The 16424-nt window shown below is 70.6% G+C and carries 17 protein-coding genes; 11 read left to right on the top strand and 6 right to left on the bottom strand.

Annotated elements, in window-relative coordinates; all coding sequences use genetic code 11:
• Positions 1-117: 117 nt before the first annotated feature.
• The 3 genes from OHS18_RS14870 to OHS18_RS14860 form a co-directional block, all read right to left on the bottom strand.
• Entirely contained in the window at positions 118-1389 is a 1272-nt protein-coding gene (locus tag OHS18_RS14870) for an alginate lyase family protein (protein ID WP_328617452.1), read from the bottom strand.
• A 98-nt stretch (positions 1390-1487) separates the two neighbouring features.
• On the bottom strand, positions 1488-2198 hold the full coding sequence (locus tag OHS18_RS14865; RefSeq protein WP_328452351.1) for an aspartate/glutamate racemase family protein: 711 nt from the start codon (positions 2196-2198) through the stop codon (positions 1488-1490).
• Positions 2195-3616, bottom strand: coding sequence for an NCS1 family nucleobase:cation symporter-1 (locus tag OHS18_RS14860; protein ID WP_328617451.1), 1422 nt, complete (start codon positions 3614-3616; stop codon positions 2195-2197). The genes OHS18_RS14865 and OHS18_RS14860 overlap by 4 nt, the downstream gene beginning before the upstream one ends.
• A 148-nt stretch (positions 3617-3764) precedes the next feature.
• Here OHS18_RS14860 and OHS18_RS14855 point away from each other — a divergent pair, with 148 nt between their 5' ends.
• Positions 3765-4448: a GntR family transcriptional regulator gene (locus OHS18_RS14855; RefSeq protein ID WP_328617450.1), complete on the top strand. Its 684-nt coding sequence runs from the start codon at positions 3765-3767 to the stop codon at positions 4446-4448.
• Here OHS18_RS14855 and OHS18_RS14850 read toward each other — a convergent pair.
• Positions 4418-5032 (bottom strand): DJ-1/PfpI family protein, encoded by a 615-nt coding sequence (locus OHS18_RS14850; protein ID WP_328617449.1) that lies wholly within the window; start codon positions 5030-5032, stop codon positions 4418-4420. The genes OHS18_RS14855 and OHS18_RS14850 overlap by 31 nt on opposite strands.
• A gap of 62 nt (positions 5033-5094) precedes the next feature.
• On the opposite strand from OHS18_RS14850, the gene OHS18_RS14845 reads away from it, so the two are divergent.
• The 4 genes from OHS18_RS14845 (at position 5095) to OHS18_RS14830 (ending at position 10270) form a co-directional block, all read left to right on the top strand.
• Complete coding sequence (locus tag OHS18_RS14845) at positions 5095-6429, top strand: aminotransferase-like domain-containing protein (protein WP_328617448.1); 1335 nt, start codon at positions 5095-5097, stop codon at positions 6427-6429.
• 214 nt (positions 6430-6643) lie between these two features.
• On the top strand, positions 6644-7804 hold the full coding sequence (locus tag OHS18_RS14840) for an acyltransferase (protein ID WP_328617447.1): 1161 nt from the start codon (positions 6644-6646) through the stop codon (positions 7802-7804).
• Between the two features lie 139 nt (positions 7805-7943).
• Entirely contained in the window at positions 7944-9644 is a 1701-nt protein-coding gene (locus OHS18_RS14835; RefSeq protein WP_328452363.1) for a CTP synthase, read from the top strand.
• Positions 9641-10270 (top strand): NUDIX hydrolase, encoded by a 630-nt coding sequence (locus tag OHS18_RS14830; RefSeq protein WP_328617446.1) that lies wholly within the window; start codon positions 9641-9643, stop codon positions 10268-10270. Before OHS18_RS14835 ends, OHS18_RS14830 begins: the two co-directional genes overlap by 4 nt.
• A 72-nt stretch (positions 10271-10342) precedes the next feature.
• Here the strand turns inward: OHS18_RS14830 and OHS18_RS14825 are convergent, their stop codons facing one another.
• Entirely contained in the window at positions 10343-10864 is a 522-nt protein-coding gene (locus OHS18_RS14825; RefSeq protein ID WP_328617445.1) for a DUF1707 domain-containing protein, read from the bottom strand.
• Positions 10865-10972: 108 nt separating this feature from the next.
• On the opposite strand from OHS18_RS14825, the gene xerD reads away from it, so the two are divergent.
• From xerD to OHS18_RS14795, 6 genes are all read left to right on the top strand, one after another.
• The gene (gene xerD, locus OHS18_RS14820; RefSeq protein ID WP_328618526.1) at positions 10973-11875 is read left to right on the top strand and encodes a site-specific tyrosine recombinase XerD; all 903 of its coding nucleotides are present in this window, start codon (positions 10973-10975) and stop codon (positions 11873-11875) included.
• A 146-nt stretch (positions 11876-12021) separates the two neighbouring features.
• The gene (locus tag OHS18_RS14815; RefSeq protein WP_328452374.1) at positions 12022-12993 is read left to right on the top strand and encodes a ParA family protein; all 972 of its coding nucleotides are present in this window, start codon (positions 12022-12024) and stop codon (positions 12991-12993) included.
• The gene (locus OHS18_RS14810; protein ID WP_328452376.1) at positions 12990-13412 is read left to right on the top strand and encodes a cobyrinic acid a,c-diamide synthase; all 423 of its coding nucleotides are present in this window, start codon (positions 12990-12992) and stop codon (positions 13410-13412) included. The genes OHS18_RS14815 and OHS18_RS14810 overlap by 4 nt, the downstream gene beginning before the upstream one ends.
• Entirely contained in the window at positions 13412-14371 is a 960-nt protein-coding gene (locus OHS18_RS14805; protein WP_328617444.1) for a segregation and condensation protein A, read from the top strand. The genes OHS18_RS14810 and OHS18_RS14805 overlap by 1 nt, the downstream gene beginning before the upstream one ends.
• The gene (gene scpB, locus OHS18_RS14800) at positions 14368-15423 is read left to right on the top strand and encodes an SMC-Scp complex subunit ScpB (protein WP_442875379.1); all 1056 of its coding nucleotides are present in this window, start codon (positions 14368-14370) and stop codon (positions 15421-15423) included. The genes OHS18_RS14805 and scpB overlap by 4 nt, the downstream gene beginning before the upstream one ends.
• Positions 15410-16162, top strand: coding sequence for a pseudouridine synthase (locus OHS18_RS14795; protein ID WP_328452380.1), 753 nt, complete (start codon positions 15410-15412; stop codon positions 16160-16162). The genes scpB and OHS18_RS14795 overlap by 14 nt, the downstream gene beginning before the upstream one ends.
• Here the strand turns inward: OHS18_RS14795 and OHS18_RS14790 are convergent.
• Positions 16141-16374: a hypothetical protein gene (locus tag OHS18_RS14790; RefSeq protein ID WP_328617443.1), complete on the bottom strand. Its 234-nt coding sequence runs from the start codon at positions 16372-16374 to the stop codon at positions 16141-16143. The genes OHS18_RS14795 and OHS18_RS14790 overlap by 22 nt on opposite strands.
• Positions 16375-16424 lie beyond the last annotated feature (50 nt).

The raw sequence follows: 16424 nt of genomic DNA, 5'->3' as shown, positions 1-16424 counted from the left end.
CGGCCCGTTCATGAATGTGCGCGTGCGCACACCGAGTGTCAATACTTTGGACTAGACCAATCTCGGTACTCGTGCGCTATGGGGCCTGGTGTCCGGATTTCCCAGCGTTGGTAGGGGTTACTTGAGCGGCGGGTCGAGCGGGAAGCACGACACGCGCACGGACCACGTGTCACCGCCGGCGGGCAGCGGCATCTTCTTCAGCGCCGCCGCGGCGTCCTGGTCGTGCGCCTCCTCGGCCGCGGCGTGGAAGATGTCCGCCGCGATCGACTGGTCGAACACGCCGATCTGCTGGTGCGGCCAGCCCGCGGCGCCCTGCAGCGCGCCGGGGATCAGCTGGTCGACGACCTTGCGCAGGGTCGCCCCGTTCGGCGCGGTGTACTTCCAGACGTCGACGCCGAGGTTCTTGCCCAGCTCCGCCATCCGGCCCCACGCCGTGAGGTTGAAGTTGACGTAGTGCCACGACATCGTCCGCGACAGCTCGAGCGGCTGGCTGCCGTCGGCGGCGAACTGGACCGGGAACCGGTTCTTCTCCGCGTCGAGCACGATCTTCTTCGCCGTGTCCCGCTTGCCCAGGTAGGCGGCGATCGTCGCGTTCTGCATGTCGAGGAACGTGCCGTGGTTGTTCGTGGCGGCCAGTTCCAGCTTCGCCTGCGGGCTCGTCCGCATCCAGTCGAGGTACTGCGCGAGCCACGCCTTGACGCCGGAGCGGTCCTTGCCCGTCCAGCCCGGCGCGCCGGTGTCGAGCAGCGCGAAGACGTCGAGCACCTGGCTGAACGACTGCGTCGAGTCGATGATCCCGGTACCGCTGATCGTGTTCCTGCACGGGATGATCTGCGCGTACGTCATGTTCGGGTTCATCTTGGTGGCCGGGTCGAGGAACCACGTCCGGATGTCCAGCGCCGCGCGCTTCGCGTACTTCGCGTCGCCGGTGTAATACCAGGCGAGCGAGAGGTAGTACATCGCGTCCCACGCCACCATCCGGTAGGTGTGGTCGGTGATCGCGTCGGCCTCCGGGTTGCGCTGGCCGTCCTTGTTTACGTACGGGCAGCCCTGCGGGTTCTCCGGGGTCTTCTCACTCGCCCACCAGTAGGGCGCCTGGCTCAGGTAGTCGTGCTTGTCGCCACTCGGCGGGGTGACCGGCTTGTCCACGACCGACCACGGCCCGGCGCTCAACGCGGTGTTCGCCTTGCCCAGCACCACCTTCAGAGCGTCGCGCTGCGCCCGCGTGGCGTGGCCGTGCTTCAACGCCGACTGGATGTCCGCGAGCTTCTTGCCGTCGGTGACGACGGTGTGCGGCGCCTGCCCGGCCGTCGCCGTCCCGCTGAGCGGGACCAGGGCCAGGCACGCGGCCAGCACCGTCGCCCCGAGAACGTGTAACTGCCTTCGCACCTTGGACCGCCCTTTCGGGGACGCCAGGATCCCCACTCGTCACCGGGCGGCGGTACGGCTGTGGCGTCGGCGATTCTGGCTCTCCGGTGCGGCGGCTGTCAATCGGTCGGCCAGGTGCGCTTCTTGTCGAGGGGCCGGGCGTAGGACCCGGCCCGGCTGGTCTTGAGGCCCAGCGAAACGAGCGACTCGGCGAGCCGGACGGCGGCGGCGACACCGTCGATCACCGGGATGTCGAGCATCGTCGCGATCCGGCGATCCAGCCCGGTCATCCCGGCGCAGCCGAGCACCAGGACCTCCGCGCCGGCGTCGCGCGCCCGGCGGCCGGCGGTCAGCAACGCCGACTCCGTGCGGCGTTCGTCGGTCAGCTCCAGGACGCCGAGGCCGGCACCGGTGACCGTCACGCAGTTCTGCGCGACCCCGGCGGAGTGCAGGCTGTCCTCGATCAGCCCGCACGTCCGGTCCAAAGTGGTCACGACGCCGTAGCGGCGGCCCAGCAGGCAGGCCAGGTGCGCGGCGGCTTCGGTGATGTCGACGACCGGGACGTCCAGCAGTTCGCGCGCCCCCTCGCGGCCGTGCTCGCCGAACCCGGCGAGCACGACCGCGTCGAACGGTTCTTCGAGGCCCCGCAACAGATCCAGGACGGCGGCCGCCGAGAGGAAGCTGTCCAGCCAGCCCTCGGCCGATTCCGGACCCCACTTCGGCGTCCGGGCGAGGATCTCGGTGCCCGGGCTCGCCGCGGCGCGGGCGCCGGTCTCGATCTCCTTCGTCATCGCCTCGGTGGTGTTGCAGTTGGTGACGACGATCCTCATCGGTGTTTCCTCGACACCGCGAAGTACAGCGCCGCGGACGACGCCGTGCCGATGAACCACGAGTACGGCGCGGCCGGACCGAAGAACGGCACCAGCGCGATCACCGCGGCCAGCGCGGCGGTCGGGAAGAACGTCACCAGCGCGCGCGGGTTCACCCGCGGGTAGATCCCGCCGTCGACGAACAGCTGCGCGACGTCGACCTTGCCGCGCCGGATCAGGTAGTAGTCGACGATCATGATCCCGAACAGCGGCCCGAGGAACGCGCCGAGCCCGCCGAGGAAGTAGTTGACCACCGCGGGCGAGGAGTACAGCTTCCACGGCAGCACGCACAACGCGGCCACCGCGCTGATCATCCCGCCGACGGTGAACGTGATCCGCTTCGGCCAGATGTTGGCCAGGTCGTAGGCGGGGGAGACGAAGTTCGCGACGATGTTGACGCCCATGGTGGCGATCGCGAAGGTCAGCGCGCCGATGATGAGCACCGGCGTGTTGTGCACCTTGGACAGCAGCTCGGCCGGGTCGGTGATGGCCTCGCCGAACACCTGCATGCTGCCCGCGGTGACGACGACCGACAGCAGCGCGAACGCCGTCGAGTTGATCGGCAAGCCCCAGAAGTTGCCGCGCCGCACGGTCTTCTGGTCCGGTGCGTTGCGGGAGAAGTCGCAGAAGTTGAGCATCAGCGTGCCGTAGGTGGCCAGGATCAGCCCCGCCGCGCCGAACCACTGCCGGATCTGCTCACCCGTCGAGAGCTGCTTCGGGCTGCTGGTGAACGAGATGTTCCAGTGGGCGGCGGCGAGGATCCACACCGCGAGCGCGATCATCACGACCCAGATCGCCGGGCCGCACCAGTCCTGGAACTTGCGGATCGACTCCATGCCGCGGGTCAGGATCAGCGCCTGGGCCGCCCAGAGGGCGATGAAACAGATCCAGCCGAGCGCGTGCAGGCCGAGGAAACCGTGTTCGGTCAACGGTTTCAGGCCCGGGTCGATGGCGAGCACGAGCAGCGTGATGGCCACGCTAGCGAGGTAGGTCTGGATGCCGTACCAGAAGATCGCGATGACCGCGCGGATCAGCGCGGGCAGGTTGGCGCCGAAGGTGCCGAAGCTCAGCCGCGCGACGACCGGGAACGGCACGCCGGTGCGCTGCCCGATCCGGCCCATCAGGTTCATGCCGACGTAGATGATGACGAAGCCGAACAGCAGGGCGGTGAACACCTGCCAGGCCGACAGGCCGAGCACGAACAACCCGGCCGCGAAGGTGTAGTTGCCGAGGTTGTGCACGTCCGACATCCACAGCGCGAAGATGTCGTAGACCTTCCACCGGCGGTCCTGCACGGGGGCGAGGTCTTCGTTCCAGAGCCGGGAGTCCGGCGGCGGGCTCGTCTCTTGTCCGGTTTCGGTGAGCGGGGCGGCGGTCATGCAAGCCTCCGGTCGACGGCGGGGACGGAGTTTTGGGATACCAAAATTTGGTATCCCAAATATCACCCCGGCGTCCGCCTCCGTCAACCCTCCGGCGGATAAACTCGCGTTACGTCCGGTTACGGGCGTGTTGAACGAGAGGGGACCCGTGACGTCGGCGAACGAGCGGCAACCCCTCGCGGCCACCCGCCAGCGGGTGCGCGACGAGCTGCGCGAACGGATCCTGACCGGCCGCCTCCGCCCGGGTGACCGGCTGGTCGAGCGCGAGCTGGCCGAGGACCTGGGCGTGTCCAGGGTGCCGGTGCGCGAGGCCATCCGCAGCCTGGAGGCCGAAGGGTTCCTCGTCGAGCAGTCGGCGCGCCGGATCGTCGTCCGGCAGCTCGCGCGGGTCGACGTCGAGGAGCTGTTCGACGTCCGCGAGGCCCTTGAGGGGCTCGCCGCGGGGCGTGCCGCCGAGCGGGCGGGGGCGCCGGAGCTGAAGCGGCTCGAGCGGCTGCTCGCCGACGCCGCCCGCGCGACGGCCCGTGGCGACGCGGCCAGGATCACCGTGCTCAACTCGCGCTTCCACGACGAGATCGTGGCCCTCGCGGGCAACACGCTGCTCACCACGATGCTGCAGCCGCTGCAGGGCAGGCTCCGCTGGCTGACCAGCCAGAACGAGCACTGGACCGAGCTGCTAGACGAGCACCGCCGGCTCTACGACGCGATCGCTTCGGGGGACGCGGACCGCGCGCACGCCGAAGCCGTCGAGCACGTGCGCGTCAACCGCGAGGTGACGCTGAAGTCCCTCTTCGGCGACGATCAGGCGGAGATCGCCGCCGGTTCGAGGTAGGGCGTCACGTTCCGCAGCGCCCGCTCGACGTAGTCGTCCTTCTCGCCGACGGGCGCGACGTAGTGCATGGCGTGCTCGGCCGCGTCGAGACCCTGGAGCCGGGCGATGATCCAGGTGGCGAGGTAGGTCGAGGCCAGGCAGCCACCGGCGGTGGCGAGGTCGCCGCGGGCGAAGAACGGCTGGTTCAGCACCTCGACGCCGGCCGCGAGCACCCACGGCTTGGTCGTCAGGTCGGTGCAGGCGGGCACGCCCGCCAGCAGCCCGAGCTTCGCCAGCACGAGCGTGCCCGAACACTGCGCGGCCAGCAGCTGCCGGGCGGGATCGAGGCCGCGCAGCGTGGCCATGACGGCCGGGTCTTCGACGACCTCGCGGGTCTTCGAGCCACTGCCGACGATGACGGCGTCGGCAGTGCAGGCCTCTTCCAGGCCGATCATGGCGTCGATCGTGACGCCGTTCATCGACGTCACCCGCGGGGCCGAGCTCGCGATCGACACCCGCATGCCGGTCACCCGGTTGAGGACGCCCAGCGCGATGAGCGAGTCGAGCTCGTTGTAGCCGTCGAAGGTGAGGATCGCGGTGTGCATTTCGGCAGGTTAAGGCGGCTGATCCAGGACAGTCCACAAATTGTCCTGCCTACAATCGCGGCGTGCGGGTGCCGAAGTACAAGGTGATCGTGGACGCGTTCGCGGCGAAGATCCGTGGCGGGCAGTGGCCGGTCGGCACGCGGCTGCCCACCCACCGGCGGCTCGCGGCCGACGAGGGCATCGCCGTCGTGACGGCGTCGCGGGCTTACGCCGAACTCGAAGCGATGGGTCTGGTCAGCTGTGAGCAGGGGCGGGGCACGTTCGTCCGCGATCTGGCTGCCGGCGACGACGTCGTCGATGAGCGGGCGGTCGCGGCCGACGCGGTCGACCTGAGCTTCAACTCACCCTCGGTCCCAGGTCAGGCCGATCTGCTGCGCGAGGCGTTGCGGGACCTCGCCTCGGCCGGCGACCTCGACGCGCTGCTGCGCTACCAGCCGCACCGCGGGCGCGCCGGCGACCGGGAGTCCGTCGCCCGCTACCTGCGGCGGCACGGGCTCGACACCGGCCGCGAACGGGTCCTGATCGTCAACGGCGCGCAGCACGGCCTCGCCGTGACGGCCATGGCCCTGTTCCGGCCCGGGGACGTCGTCGCGGTGGACGCCCTGACCTACCCCGGGTTCCGGGTGCTCGCCCGCACGCTCGGGCTGGACCTGGCGCCGCTGCCGGCGGCCGGGGCGGGGCCGGACCTCGACGCCTTCGACCGGTTGTGCCGCGGACGCCGGGTCCGCGCGGTGTACACGATGCCGACCCTGCACAACCCGCTCGGCTGGGTGCTCGACGACGAGCGGCGCGCGCGGCTGGTCGCGATCGCCCGTCGCCACGGCGTGACGATCGTCGAGGACGCCTCGTACGCCTACCTCGCCGAGGACGCGCCGCCGCCGCTGGCGATGCTCGCGCCGGAGGTCACCATCCACGTGTCGGGCTTGTCGAAGAGCGTCGCGACCGGGCTGCGGGTCGGGTTCGTGACGGCGCCCGGCCCGCTCGTGCCGGCGCTCGAACGCGCCATCCGCGCCACGACGTGGAACACACCCGCCCTGACCGCGGCGATCGCCCGCCGCTGGCTCGACGACGGCACCGTCGACCGCCTCGAGGCGCGCAAGCGCGAAGACGCCCGCGCGCGGCAAGCCGTCGCGTCGGAGGTGCTGGCCGGGCTGCCCCGCGCCGCGCATCCGGCGTCGTACTTCGTGTGGCTGCCCCTGGGCCCGGACACGCGCCCGGACCGGATCGCGGCGGCGCTGGCCCGGCGGCGGATCGCGGTGGCCACCGCGGAGCCGTTCGCGACGACGCCGGCGGTGCCCCACGCCCTCCGGCTGGCGCTGGGCTCGGTCGCGCTGGGCGAATTACGCACCGCGTTGGAAGCGGTCCGCGACGAGGTCGAGGCCGACGCGCGTCGCTGAACCGGCCTAGCGCGAGCGTCACATTGAGTGCCCGGAAGCTCACCCGTTAACATGATCACCGGCTCCCCGCTCCCTGAACGGCAGTGGCATATCCGACAGCGCGCGGGACCCGGTCCAACAGGCGGTTCCCAGTGGCTTCATGGGAAATTCACAGAATGGGCGGCAAACCTGAAACCGTGATCAACGCCGAATCCGGTGCCGTGAAGGTGGCACGATGACGACCGCCCAGGCCACGCTCGAGGCCCCCGCCCGCAGCGCGAGACCGGGCGGTAAAGCGCCCTACCTCCACCAGATCGACCTGTTCCGGTTGATCACCTTCGCCTGCGTCATCCTGATCCACGTGGTCGGCGCGACGAACTTCGCGCAGGACGTCGGGGCGAACGCCGTCGAGACGCCGCTGCACTTCACGCGTGAGGCCTTCTTCGCGCTGACCGGGTTCGTGCTGGTGTTCCAGAACCGCGGCCGCGAACTCACCGCCGGCGAGTTCTGGCGCCGCCGCCTGCCGCTGGTCGCGACGCCCTACCTCGCGTGGACGATGTTCTTCTGGGCCTATTCGCTGGTCACCGGCGGACAGCAGCCCGGCTCGCTCGAGGCGTCGATGCGCCTGCTGCTGACCGACCTCGTCACCGGCGGCGCCTGGTACCACCTGTACTTCCTGCTCGTGACGATGCAGGTCTACCTGCTGTTCCCGGTGCTGATGAAGGTGCTGCGCGCCACCGCGGGCCACCACAAGTGGCTGCTGCTGGGGAGCGGGCTGCTGCAGGTCGGCGTGGTCGCGTTCATGACCTACCAGCCGCTGGGCGTCAGCTACGAGACGATCACGCGCCTCTACGCCACGATCCTGCCGTACCAGTTCTACACACTGTTCGGCGCGCTGGTGGCCATGCACTTCGAGACCGTGCACGCCTGGGTGGGCCGGCACCGGCTGCTGCTCGGCGGCGCGCTGGTGGCGGTGCTGGCCGGCACCGAGTGGTGCTACCTCCGGACCGTCCACAGTGGAACTTTCCCGCAGGTGGCCAGTGATCCGTTCCAGCCGTACCTGATCCCGTGGTTCCTCACGGTCATCGCGGCGATCTACGCGTTCACCACGTGGTGGGCCGCGCGCCGCACCGAAGGTGGCCGCGGCGCGCGCCTGGTCTCCTGGGCGGCGAACCGGTCGTTCAGCATCTTCCTGGTCCACCCGCTCGCCCTGGCCCTGCTGGGCCCGGTGATCCCGCACGTCGCGGAGCGCTTCGGGGCGCCGTGGCTCAGCGCGGTCGTCTACGTCGCCACGATCGCGCTGACGATCGTCATCGTCGAGGTGCTCCGGCGGCTGCCGGGCAGCCGTGCGCTCACCGGCCGTCCCCGCCTGCGGTTGGCGAAGGCCGCTGCCTGACGCGTGGTCAGCGGCACTGTGTCTTGCGGGGTCGAACCCCGCGCCCCGCCGGTGGGCTCCGCCCCCGCGGACCCCCCGAAAGCGGCTTAGGGCATGTCACAGCGAGCGGATCCTCAGGCGTCGGATATGCTGGCGGCCCGTGGGACTTCAGTCGCGGGCTACCAAGTACGTATTTGTCACCGGAGGCGTCGCCTCCTCTCTGGGTAAGGGACTCACGGCCTCGAGCCTGGGACAACTCCTTACCGCGCGCGGGCTTCGCGTCACGATGCAGAAGCTCGATCCGTACCTCAACGTCGACCCCGGGACGATGAACCCGTTCCAGCACGGTGAGGTGTTCGTCACCGACGACGGCGCCGAGACCGACCTCGACATCGGGCACTACGAGCGCTTCCTCGACCGCTCCCTCGACGGCAAGGCCAACGTCACGACCGGTCAGGTCTACTCCGAGGTCATCGCCAAGGAGCGTCGCGGCGAATACCTGGGCGACACGGTGCAGGTCATTCCGCACATCACCGACGAGATCAAGTCCCGGATCACCGCGGCCGCCGAGCCCGACGAGGCCGGGAACGCCCCGGACGTCGTCATCACCGAGGTCGGCGGCACGGTCGGCGACATCGAGTCGCTGCCGTTCCTCGAGGCGTGCCGCCAGGTCCGCCACGACGTCGGTCGCGACCAGTGCTTCTTCCTGCACGTCTCGCTGGTGCCGTACCTGGCGCCGTCGGGCGAGCTGAAGACGAAGCCGACCCAGCACTCGGTCGCCGCGCTGCGCAACATCGGCATCCAGCCCGACGCGCTGGTCTGCCGGGCCGACCGGGAGATCCCCGAGGACCTCAAGCGCAAGATCGGCCTGATGTGCGACGTCGACCAGGAGGCGGTCATCGCCTGCCCGGACGCGCGGTCCATCTACGACATCCCGAAGGTGCTGCACCGCGAGGCGCTCGACGCCTACGTGGTGCGCCGCCTCGGCCTGCCGTTCCGCGACGTCGACTGGACGGTGTGGGGCGACCTGCTCGACCGGGTGCACAACCCGAGCGAGGTCGTGAAGATCGCGGTCGTCGGCAAGTACATCGACCTGCCGGACGCGTACCTCTCGGTCACCGAGGCGCTGCGCGCGGGCGGGTTCGCGCACCGGGCCAAGGTCGAGATCGTCTGGGTCGCCTCCGACGACGCGCAGACCGCGTCCGGCGCGGCGTCCGTACTGTCCGATGTGGACGGTGTGCTGATCCCCGGCGGGTTCGGCATCCGCGGCATCGAGGGCAAGGTCGGCGCGATCGAGTACGCCCGCACCCGCGGCGTGCCGCTGCTGGGCCTGTGCCTCGGCCTGCAGTGCATGGTCATCGAGGCGGCCCGGCACCTGGCCGGCATCGAGGACGCCGGGTCGTCGGAGTTCGACGAGAACACCACGCACCCGGTGATCTCGACGATGGCCGACCAGCGCGACGTCGTCGCCGGCGAGCGCGACATGGGCGGCACGATGCGGCTCGGCGCGTACCCGGCGAAGCTCAAGCCGGGTTCGCAGGTCGCGAAGGCGTACGGCACCACCGACGTGTCCGAGCGGCACCGGCACCGCTACGAGGTGAACAACGCCTACCGCAAGCAGCTCACCGACGCCGGCCTGGTGTTCTCCGGCACGTCGCCGGACGACCGCCTGGTCGAGTTCGTCGAGCTGCCCGCCGAGAAGCACCCGTTCTTCGTCGGCACCCAGGCGCACCCCGAGCTCAAGAGCCGCCCGACCCGGCCGCACCCGCTGTTCAGCGCGTTCGTCAAGGCCGTGGTGGACCGCAAGGTCGCCGAGCGGCTGCCGGTCGAGCTGCCCGAGACCTCCGTGGCCGCCCGGTGACCGCGCCGGGCGAGCACGAGTTCACCGTCGCGGCCAGCCGCGACGTCCACATCGGACGGGTCGTCGGCCTGCGGATCGACGAGGTGGTGATGCCGGGCGGCGCCACCGCGACCCGCGAGGTCATCGAGCACCTCGGCGCGGTCGCGATCCTGGCGCTGGACGAGGACGAGCAGGTCACGCTCATCCACCAGTACCGGCACCCGATGGGGCACCGGCTGTGGGAGCTGCCGGCCGGCCTGATCGACCACCTCGGGGAGGACCCGGTCGGCACGGCCAAGCGCGAACTCGTCGAGGAAGTCGGTTTGGCCGCCGAGGACTGGGTGACGCTGGTCGACGTCGCGGCGTCACCGGGTTTCACCGACGAGGTGGTGCGGATCTTCCTGGCCCGTGGACTGTCCGATGTGGAGCGTGACGTGCTCGGGGACGAGGAGGCCGACCTGGTCGTCCGCAAGTTCCCGCTGGCCGAGGCGGTCCGGATGGCCCTGGCGGGCGAGCTGGTGAACGGCGCCACGGTGTCCGGCGTCCTGGCCGCGCACGCGGTGGTCACCGGGGGCGCCCAGGCGCGCCCGGCCGACGCCCCGTGGCCCGACCGCCCGACGGCGTTCGCCAAGCGCCGCGAAGGCTGAGCAGTCCAAAGTCCGTGAAGGCCACCTTGAGGGACGTAGAGTCCCTCAAGGTGGCCTTCACGGACTTGCGAGTCAGGGGCGCAGGGGGCGGCCTTCGGCGTCCAGGCCGCCGTTGGCCAGCAGCATGATGCCGTCGATGATCGGCCAGAGCACGCCGACCCCGGTCATCAGGACGACGAGGAGCTGGAGCAGGCCCAGCCCGGTCTGGCCGGTGTAGAACCGGCCGACGCCGAACGGCAGCACGATCTGGAGCACCCCGGCCACGGTCTTGGACCGGTAGGACGCGGGCACCGGCATCGGCGGCGCGTACGGCATCGGCAGTGGCATCGGGGCAGGTGCCGGGAGCGGCCCGTACATCGGCAGCTGCATCGTCGGCTGCGCGTACATCGGCGCCGGCGCGAGGAACCCCGGGTGCGGCTGTGGCAGGTCGCGGAACAACGGCCGCAGGTCGCCGATGGTGACGGCGGCGTAGGCGTCCGTCACCCGCGTCTCGTACTCGTCGGGGGTGATGCGGCCCATGCCGAAGTGGTCGGCGAGCAGTCTCGCCGCCTCTTCCCGCTCGGCCGTGCCGATGCGGAGCTCGTCGGACTCCATGAATCCAAGGTAACCGCGTGAAGCTGAGAACGGGGTTTCTGCAGGGTCACGGACTCTTCGCGGCCTAAGGTGACCCGCGTGGCCTCCAGCCCGCACAGCACGGCCGACGTGATCGCCGCGTACCTCGACCACCTGGTCGTCGAACGCGGGACCGCGCGCAACACCCTGGACAGTTACGCCCGTGACCTGCGCCGGTACGCCGCGCACCTCGACGGTTCCGGGATCGGGAAGATCGCCGACGTCACCGCCGCGCACGTCACCTTGTTCGGCGCCGCGTTGCGCGAAGGTGACGCCGAGCACCAGCCGCTGGCCGCGTCGTCGGCCGCCCGGGCGCTGGTCGCCGTGCGGGGCCTGCACAAGTTCGCGCACGCTGAAGGCGTCACCGAGCACAACCCGGCCCGCGAGGTCCGGCCGCCGACCCCGGCGAAACGGCTGCCCAAGGCCCTGCCGGTCGACGACGTGCTGCGGCTGCTGGAGACCCCGGCGCCGGACGGCGAACGCGCGCTGCGCGACCGGGCGCTGCTGGAACTGCTCTACTCGACCGGCGCCCGCATCTCCGAGGCCGTCGGCCTGGACCTGGACGACATCGACGACGACGAGCGCACGGTCCTGCTCGACGGCAAGGGCGGCAAGCAGCGGCTGGTGCCGATCGGCCGGCCGGCGATCGCCGCGCTGCACGCCTACACCGTCCGCGCGCGGCCCGTGCTCGCTTCGCACGGCCGCGGCACCGCGGCGATGTTCCTCAACGTCCGCGGCAGCAGGCTTTCGCGGCAGAGCGCGTGGCAGGTGCTCAAGGACACGGCCGAGCGCGCCGGGATCGCCGTCGCCGTCTCGCCGCACACGCTGCGCCACTCCTTCGCCACGCATCTGCTCGAAGGCGGCGCGGACGTCCGGGTCGTGCAGGAACTGCTCGGCCACGCGTCGGTGACCACGACGCAGGTGTACACCCTGGTCACGGTCAACACACTGCGCGAGGTGTACGCGACGGCGCACCCCCGGGCGTTGGGCTAGACGGCCGTATACAGGCGTAACAGCCTTCCTGCGCTGGACCGACGCTCGGCTGACATTGCCCCCTCGGGTCCGGCGCGTTGCTTTGCCGGGGCTCCGAGTCCGCGCATAGGCTGCCCCGGACGCCACAGACAAGGAGCCTTCTCGCCATGTCGACACCGAACCAGCCGGCCGTACCGGCCGCGTCCGCCGGGTCGGCCGCGGCGAACCTCCAGCACGCCACCATCGCCACCCCCGTGAACCACGACGGCGATGAACCGAGAGAGCGCAACGGCAAGAAGGTGAAACTCGAAGGCATCGGGCCAACCGGCCGCCCGATCCGCGAACACCCCGATCCGGCGCCCCTGGACCACCACGGCCCGGCGAAGATCATGGCGATGTGCAACCAGAAGGGCGGCGTCGGCAAGACGACGTCGACCATCAACCTGGGCGCCGCCCTCGCCGAGTACGGCCGCAAGGTGCTGCTCGTCGACTTCGACCCGCAGGGCGCGCTCGCCGTCGGTCTCGGCATCCAGCCGCACGAACTGGACCACACGGTCTACAACGCCATCATGGAGCGTGCCGTCAGCGCCACCGACGTGCTGCTGAAAACCCGCGTCGACGGCGTTGACCTGCTGCCGAGCAACATCGACCTGTCCGCGGCGGAGGTCCAGCTCGTCGCTGAGGTAGGGCGCGAACACACGTTGTTACGGGTCCTTCGTCCGGTCATGAACGACTACGACTATGTTCTTGTCGACTGCCAGCCCTCGCTCGGCCTTCTCACGGTGAACGCGCTGACCGCCGCGGACGGCGTGATCATCCCGTTGGAGTGCGAGTTCTTCAGTCTGCGAGGTGTAGCGCTCCTGATCGACACGATCGAGAAGGTGCAGGAACGCCTCAACCCCAAACTGGACATAGTCGGGATTCTCGCCACCATGTACGACCCGAGAACCCTGCACTCGAAGGAGGTCATGGCTCGCGTGGTGGAGGCATTCGGCGAGACCGTGTTCGACACGGTCATCAACCGCACGGTGCGGTTCCCCGAGACGACGGTCGCGGGTGAGCCGATCACGACCTGGGCGCCCAAGTCGGCCGGCGCGGCGGCGTACCGCCAGCTGGCGCGCGAGGTGATCGCTCGGTGAGCAGGCGCGCCTCCCTGCCCGGAGCGTCGGAGCTCTTCCGCATCACCTCCAGCCCCGCTCTCGATCTCCCGCCCCAGACGTCGTCCGCGCCCGCCGAACCCGTGGAAAACGGCAACGGCAAGGCAGCGGGCAACGGTCGCACGGAGCAGCTCGCCCGCAGCGGCGACGCCCCGCACGGCTCCGGCCGGACCAAGCACGACGCGAAGATCACCGTCTACGTCTCCGGCGACGAGCTCGTGGCCATGGAGCAGGCCCGCCTGACGCTGCGGGCCAAGCACGAGCTGGTCGTCGACCGCGGCCGGCTGGTCCGAGAGGCGGTCGCGGTGCTGCTGGCCGACTTCGACGCGAACGGCGAGGACTCGGTGCTGGTGCAGCGGTTGCGGGTGGTCGGCTCAGACGGCGGCGAAACCGAGGGCTGATGGACACCCCGGCATCGGCCGAAGTGCCGCCGGAGCCGGTCGGAGAGGCCCCAGAGGAACAGACTCCCGACGAGCAGGCCCCGGACGAACAGCCGCACGAGCACCAGACGGTGCACGGCGGCCTGGTTCCCGAAGGCCTGGCCAACGAGGAACTGAGCACGTCGAAGTTCAAGGTGCGGCTGGCCAACTTCGAAGGGCCGTTCGACCTGCTGCTGCAGCTGATCTCGCAGCACCAGCTCGACGTCACCGAGGTGGCGCTGCACCGGGTCACCGACGACTTCATCGCCTACACCCGGGCGCTGGGCACCGACTGGAACCTCGACGAGACGACCGAGTTCCTGGTCATCGCGGCGACCCTGCTCGACCTCAAGGCCGCGCGGCTGCTGCCGTCGGCGGAGGTCGAGAACGAGGACGATCTCGCCCTGCTCGAAGCCCGTGACCTGCTGTTCGCGCGGATCCTGCAGTACCGCGCGTACAAGCAGGTGGCGGCGCTGTTCGGTGAGCTGGAACAGGGCGCGCTGCGGCGGTACCCGCGGTCGGTGGCGCTGGAGGAGCGGTTCGTCGGGCTGCTGCCCGAGGTGATGCTGGGCGTGACACCGGAGAAGTTCGCCGACATCGCCGTCACGGTGTTCAAGCCGAAACCGCCGCCGACGGTGTCGATCGCCCACATCCACATGGGCCGGGTGTCGGTGCGCGAGCACGCGGCGCTGCTGCGGGTGATGCTGGCCGAACGCGGCCAGGCGACGTTCGGCGAGCTCGTCGACGACTGTGAGCACACGGTCGAGATCGTGGCGCGGTTCCTGGCGCTGCTGGAGCTCTACCGCGAGGCGACGGTGCAGTTCGAGCAGTCCGAGGCCCTGGCCGAGCTGCACGTGCGCTGGACCGGCGGTTCGAAGGACGAAGCCTCCGTCGCGGCCGAGCAGGATCTCACCGCCGGAGACGAAGAGGAGTACGGGTGAGCCCCGAAGACAACGACCGGGTCCGCGACGACGACGTGGCGGCCGAGGTCGCGGCGCCGGAACCGCCGGCGAGCGAAGAACCGGCCGAGGCCGCGGCGGAGCTGGCCCTGGACGAGGCGTTGTCCGGCGAGCCGGTCACCGAGGACGGCGACCCGGTGGAGCCCCTCGTGGAGCCGGCCGCCGCCGTTGACGAGGCTGCTGCCGGCGAGCCCGTGGTCGCGGCGACCGCTGCCGACGATGGTGCCGCGGAGGAAGTCCCGGCTGAGGCGCCTGCCGCCGACGTGCCCGCGGTCGCGGAGGCCGCTGCCGCGGAGCTAGTGGTCGAGGAAGCCGCCGCCGAAGAGCCTCCGGCCGACGAGGCCGCGCCGGACCAGGCCGCGGCCGAAGCCGTCGCGCCCGGGGAAGCCGTCTCCGGGGAAGCCGAGCCGGCGGGCGAGCCGCTGCCGGAACCCGCCGATCCCGAGTCGGACCTCATCGCCGCCGGGGATGCCGACTCGCTGCCCGACATCCGGTCCGACGAGGCTCTCGAGGCCGCTCTCGAGGCGTTGCTGCTGGTCGTCGACTCGCCCGCGAGCGAGGAATCCCTCGCCGACACCCTGGAGCAACCGCGGGCCCGGATCGTCGTCGCGCTGCGCACCATGGCCCAGAAGTTCACCGACCGGATGAGCGGGATCGACCTGCGCCGCGTCGGCGAAGGGTGGCGGTTCTACACTAGAGACGTCTATGCCCCGTTCGTGGAGAAGCTCCTGCTGGACGGCCAGCGGTCGAAGCTGACCCGGGCCGCGCTGGAGAGCCTCGCCGTGATCGCGTACCGGCAGCCGGTGACCCGTTCCAGGGTCGCCGCGGTGCGCGGCGTGAACGTGGACGGCGTCATCCGGACGCTGCTCGCGCGCGGCCTCATCGGAGAGATGGGGACCGACCCCGAGACGACCGGGACGCTGTACGTGACGACCGAGCTGTTCCTGGAGCGACTGGGGCTGTCGTCACTGAACGACTTGCCGGCCATCGCTCCGTTGCTACCCGAAGTGGACTCCATCGATGACTTCCAGTGAACACCCCGACGGCGTCCGCCTGCAGAAGGTGCTGTCCCAGGCCGGGGTCGCGTCCCGGCGTGCGGCGGAGGACCTGATCGTCGCCGGCCGCGTCCAGGTGAACGGCGAGATCGTCAACGAGCTCGGCCGCCGCGTCGACCCGGACGTAGCGGTCATCCACGTCGACGGCACGCGCGTGAACCTGCGCGACGACCTGATCTACCTGGCGCTGAACAAGCCCAAGGGCGTGCACTCGACGATGTCGGACGACCGCGGCCGCCCGTGCGTCGGCGAGTACCTGATGGGCCGTTACGAGGAGACGCCCGGCGTCGTGCACGTCGGCCGGCTCGACGAGAACACCGAGGGCCTGCTGCTGCTGACCAACGACGGTGACCTCGGCCACCGGCTGATGCACCCGTCCTACCAGGTGCTCAAGACCTACCTGGCCGAGGTCGACGGGCTCGTGCCGCGCGGGCTCGGCAAGGAGCTGCGCAACGGCTGGGAGCTGCCGGACGGCATCATCAAGGTCGACCAGTTCCGGGTCAAGGACATGCACTCCGGCAAGTCGCTGGTGGAGCTGGTCATCCACGAGGGCAAGAAGCACATCGTGCGGCGGCTGCTCAAGGACACCGGGCACCCGGTCCTCAAGCTGGTCCGCACCGCGATCGGCGACGTCCAGCTCGGCAACCAGCGTGTCGGCTCGATCCGCCGCCTGACGAAAGGCGAGGTCGGCTCGCTCTACCGCACCGTCGAGCTCTGACGCCGCTTTCGGGGCCGGGTGGCGGAGCCCCGGTTGTCACGGCACGGCGCTGACGAACCCGCCGGCGGTCTGATCGTCGGAGGCCGGGCGGCCGTACCGCTCGGCCGGCTCGGCGCGGGTGACGGTGGCGGGACGCCGGGGTCGAACCCGGCGGCCCGCAGCCGACTTGCCCAGTCTTCGCGCAAGTCGGCCGGGACGACGACCGCTCGCACGGCGGTTCGGCGCCCCGCCCGGTCAGCACCCGGTCCTTGAAGGCCCGGCC

The sequence above is a fragment of the Amycolatopsis sp. NBC_00355 genome, from assembly GCF_036104975.1.
GTDB lineage: Bacteria > Actinomycetota > Actinomycetes > Mycobacteriales > Pseudonocardiaceae > Amycolatopsis.
This window is presented reverse-complemented; position numbering and strand designations above follow the sequence as displayed.

What these genes read in the sequence shown, in the direction of transcription:
- OHS18_RS14865 (WP_328452351.1), bottom strand. Translation starts at nt 2,198, where the DNA reads ATGAGGATCGTCGTCACCAACTGCAACACCACCGAGGCGATGACGAAG.
- OHS18_RS14860 (WP_328617451.1), bottom strand. Translation starts at nt 3,616, where the DNA reads ATGACCGCCGCCCCGCTCACCGAAACCGGACAAGAGACGAGCCCGCCG.
- OHS18_RS14850 (WP_328617449.1), bottom strand. Translation starts at nt 5,032, where the DNA reads ATGCACACCGCGATCCTCACCTTCGACGGCTACAACGAGCTCGACTCG.
- OHS18_RS14840 (WP_328617447.1), top strand. Translation starts at nt 6,644, where the DNA reads ATGACGACCGCCCAGGCCACGCTCGAGGCCCCCGCCCGCAGCGCGAGA.
- OHS18_RS14825 (WP_328617445.1), bottom strand. Translation starts at nt 10,864, where the DNA reads ATGGAGTCCGACGAGCTCCGCATCGGCACGGCCGAGCGGGAAGAGGCG.
- OHS18_RS14815 (WP_328452374.1), top strand. Translation starts at nt 12,022, where the DNA reads ATGTCGACACCGAACCAGCCGGCCGTACCGGCCGCGTCCGCCGGGTCG.
- OHS18_RS14805 (WP_328617444.1), top strand. Translation starts at nt 13,412, where the DNA reads ATGGACACCCCGGCATCGGCCGAAGTGCCGCCGGAGCCGGTCGGAGAG.
- OHS18_RS14795 (WP_328452380.1), top strand. Translation starts at nt 15,410, where the DNA reads ATGACTTCCAGTGAACACCCCGACGGCGTCCGCCTGCAGAAGGTGCTG.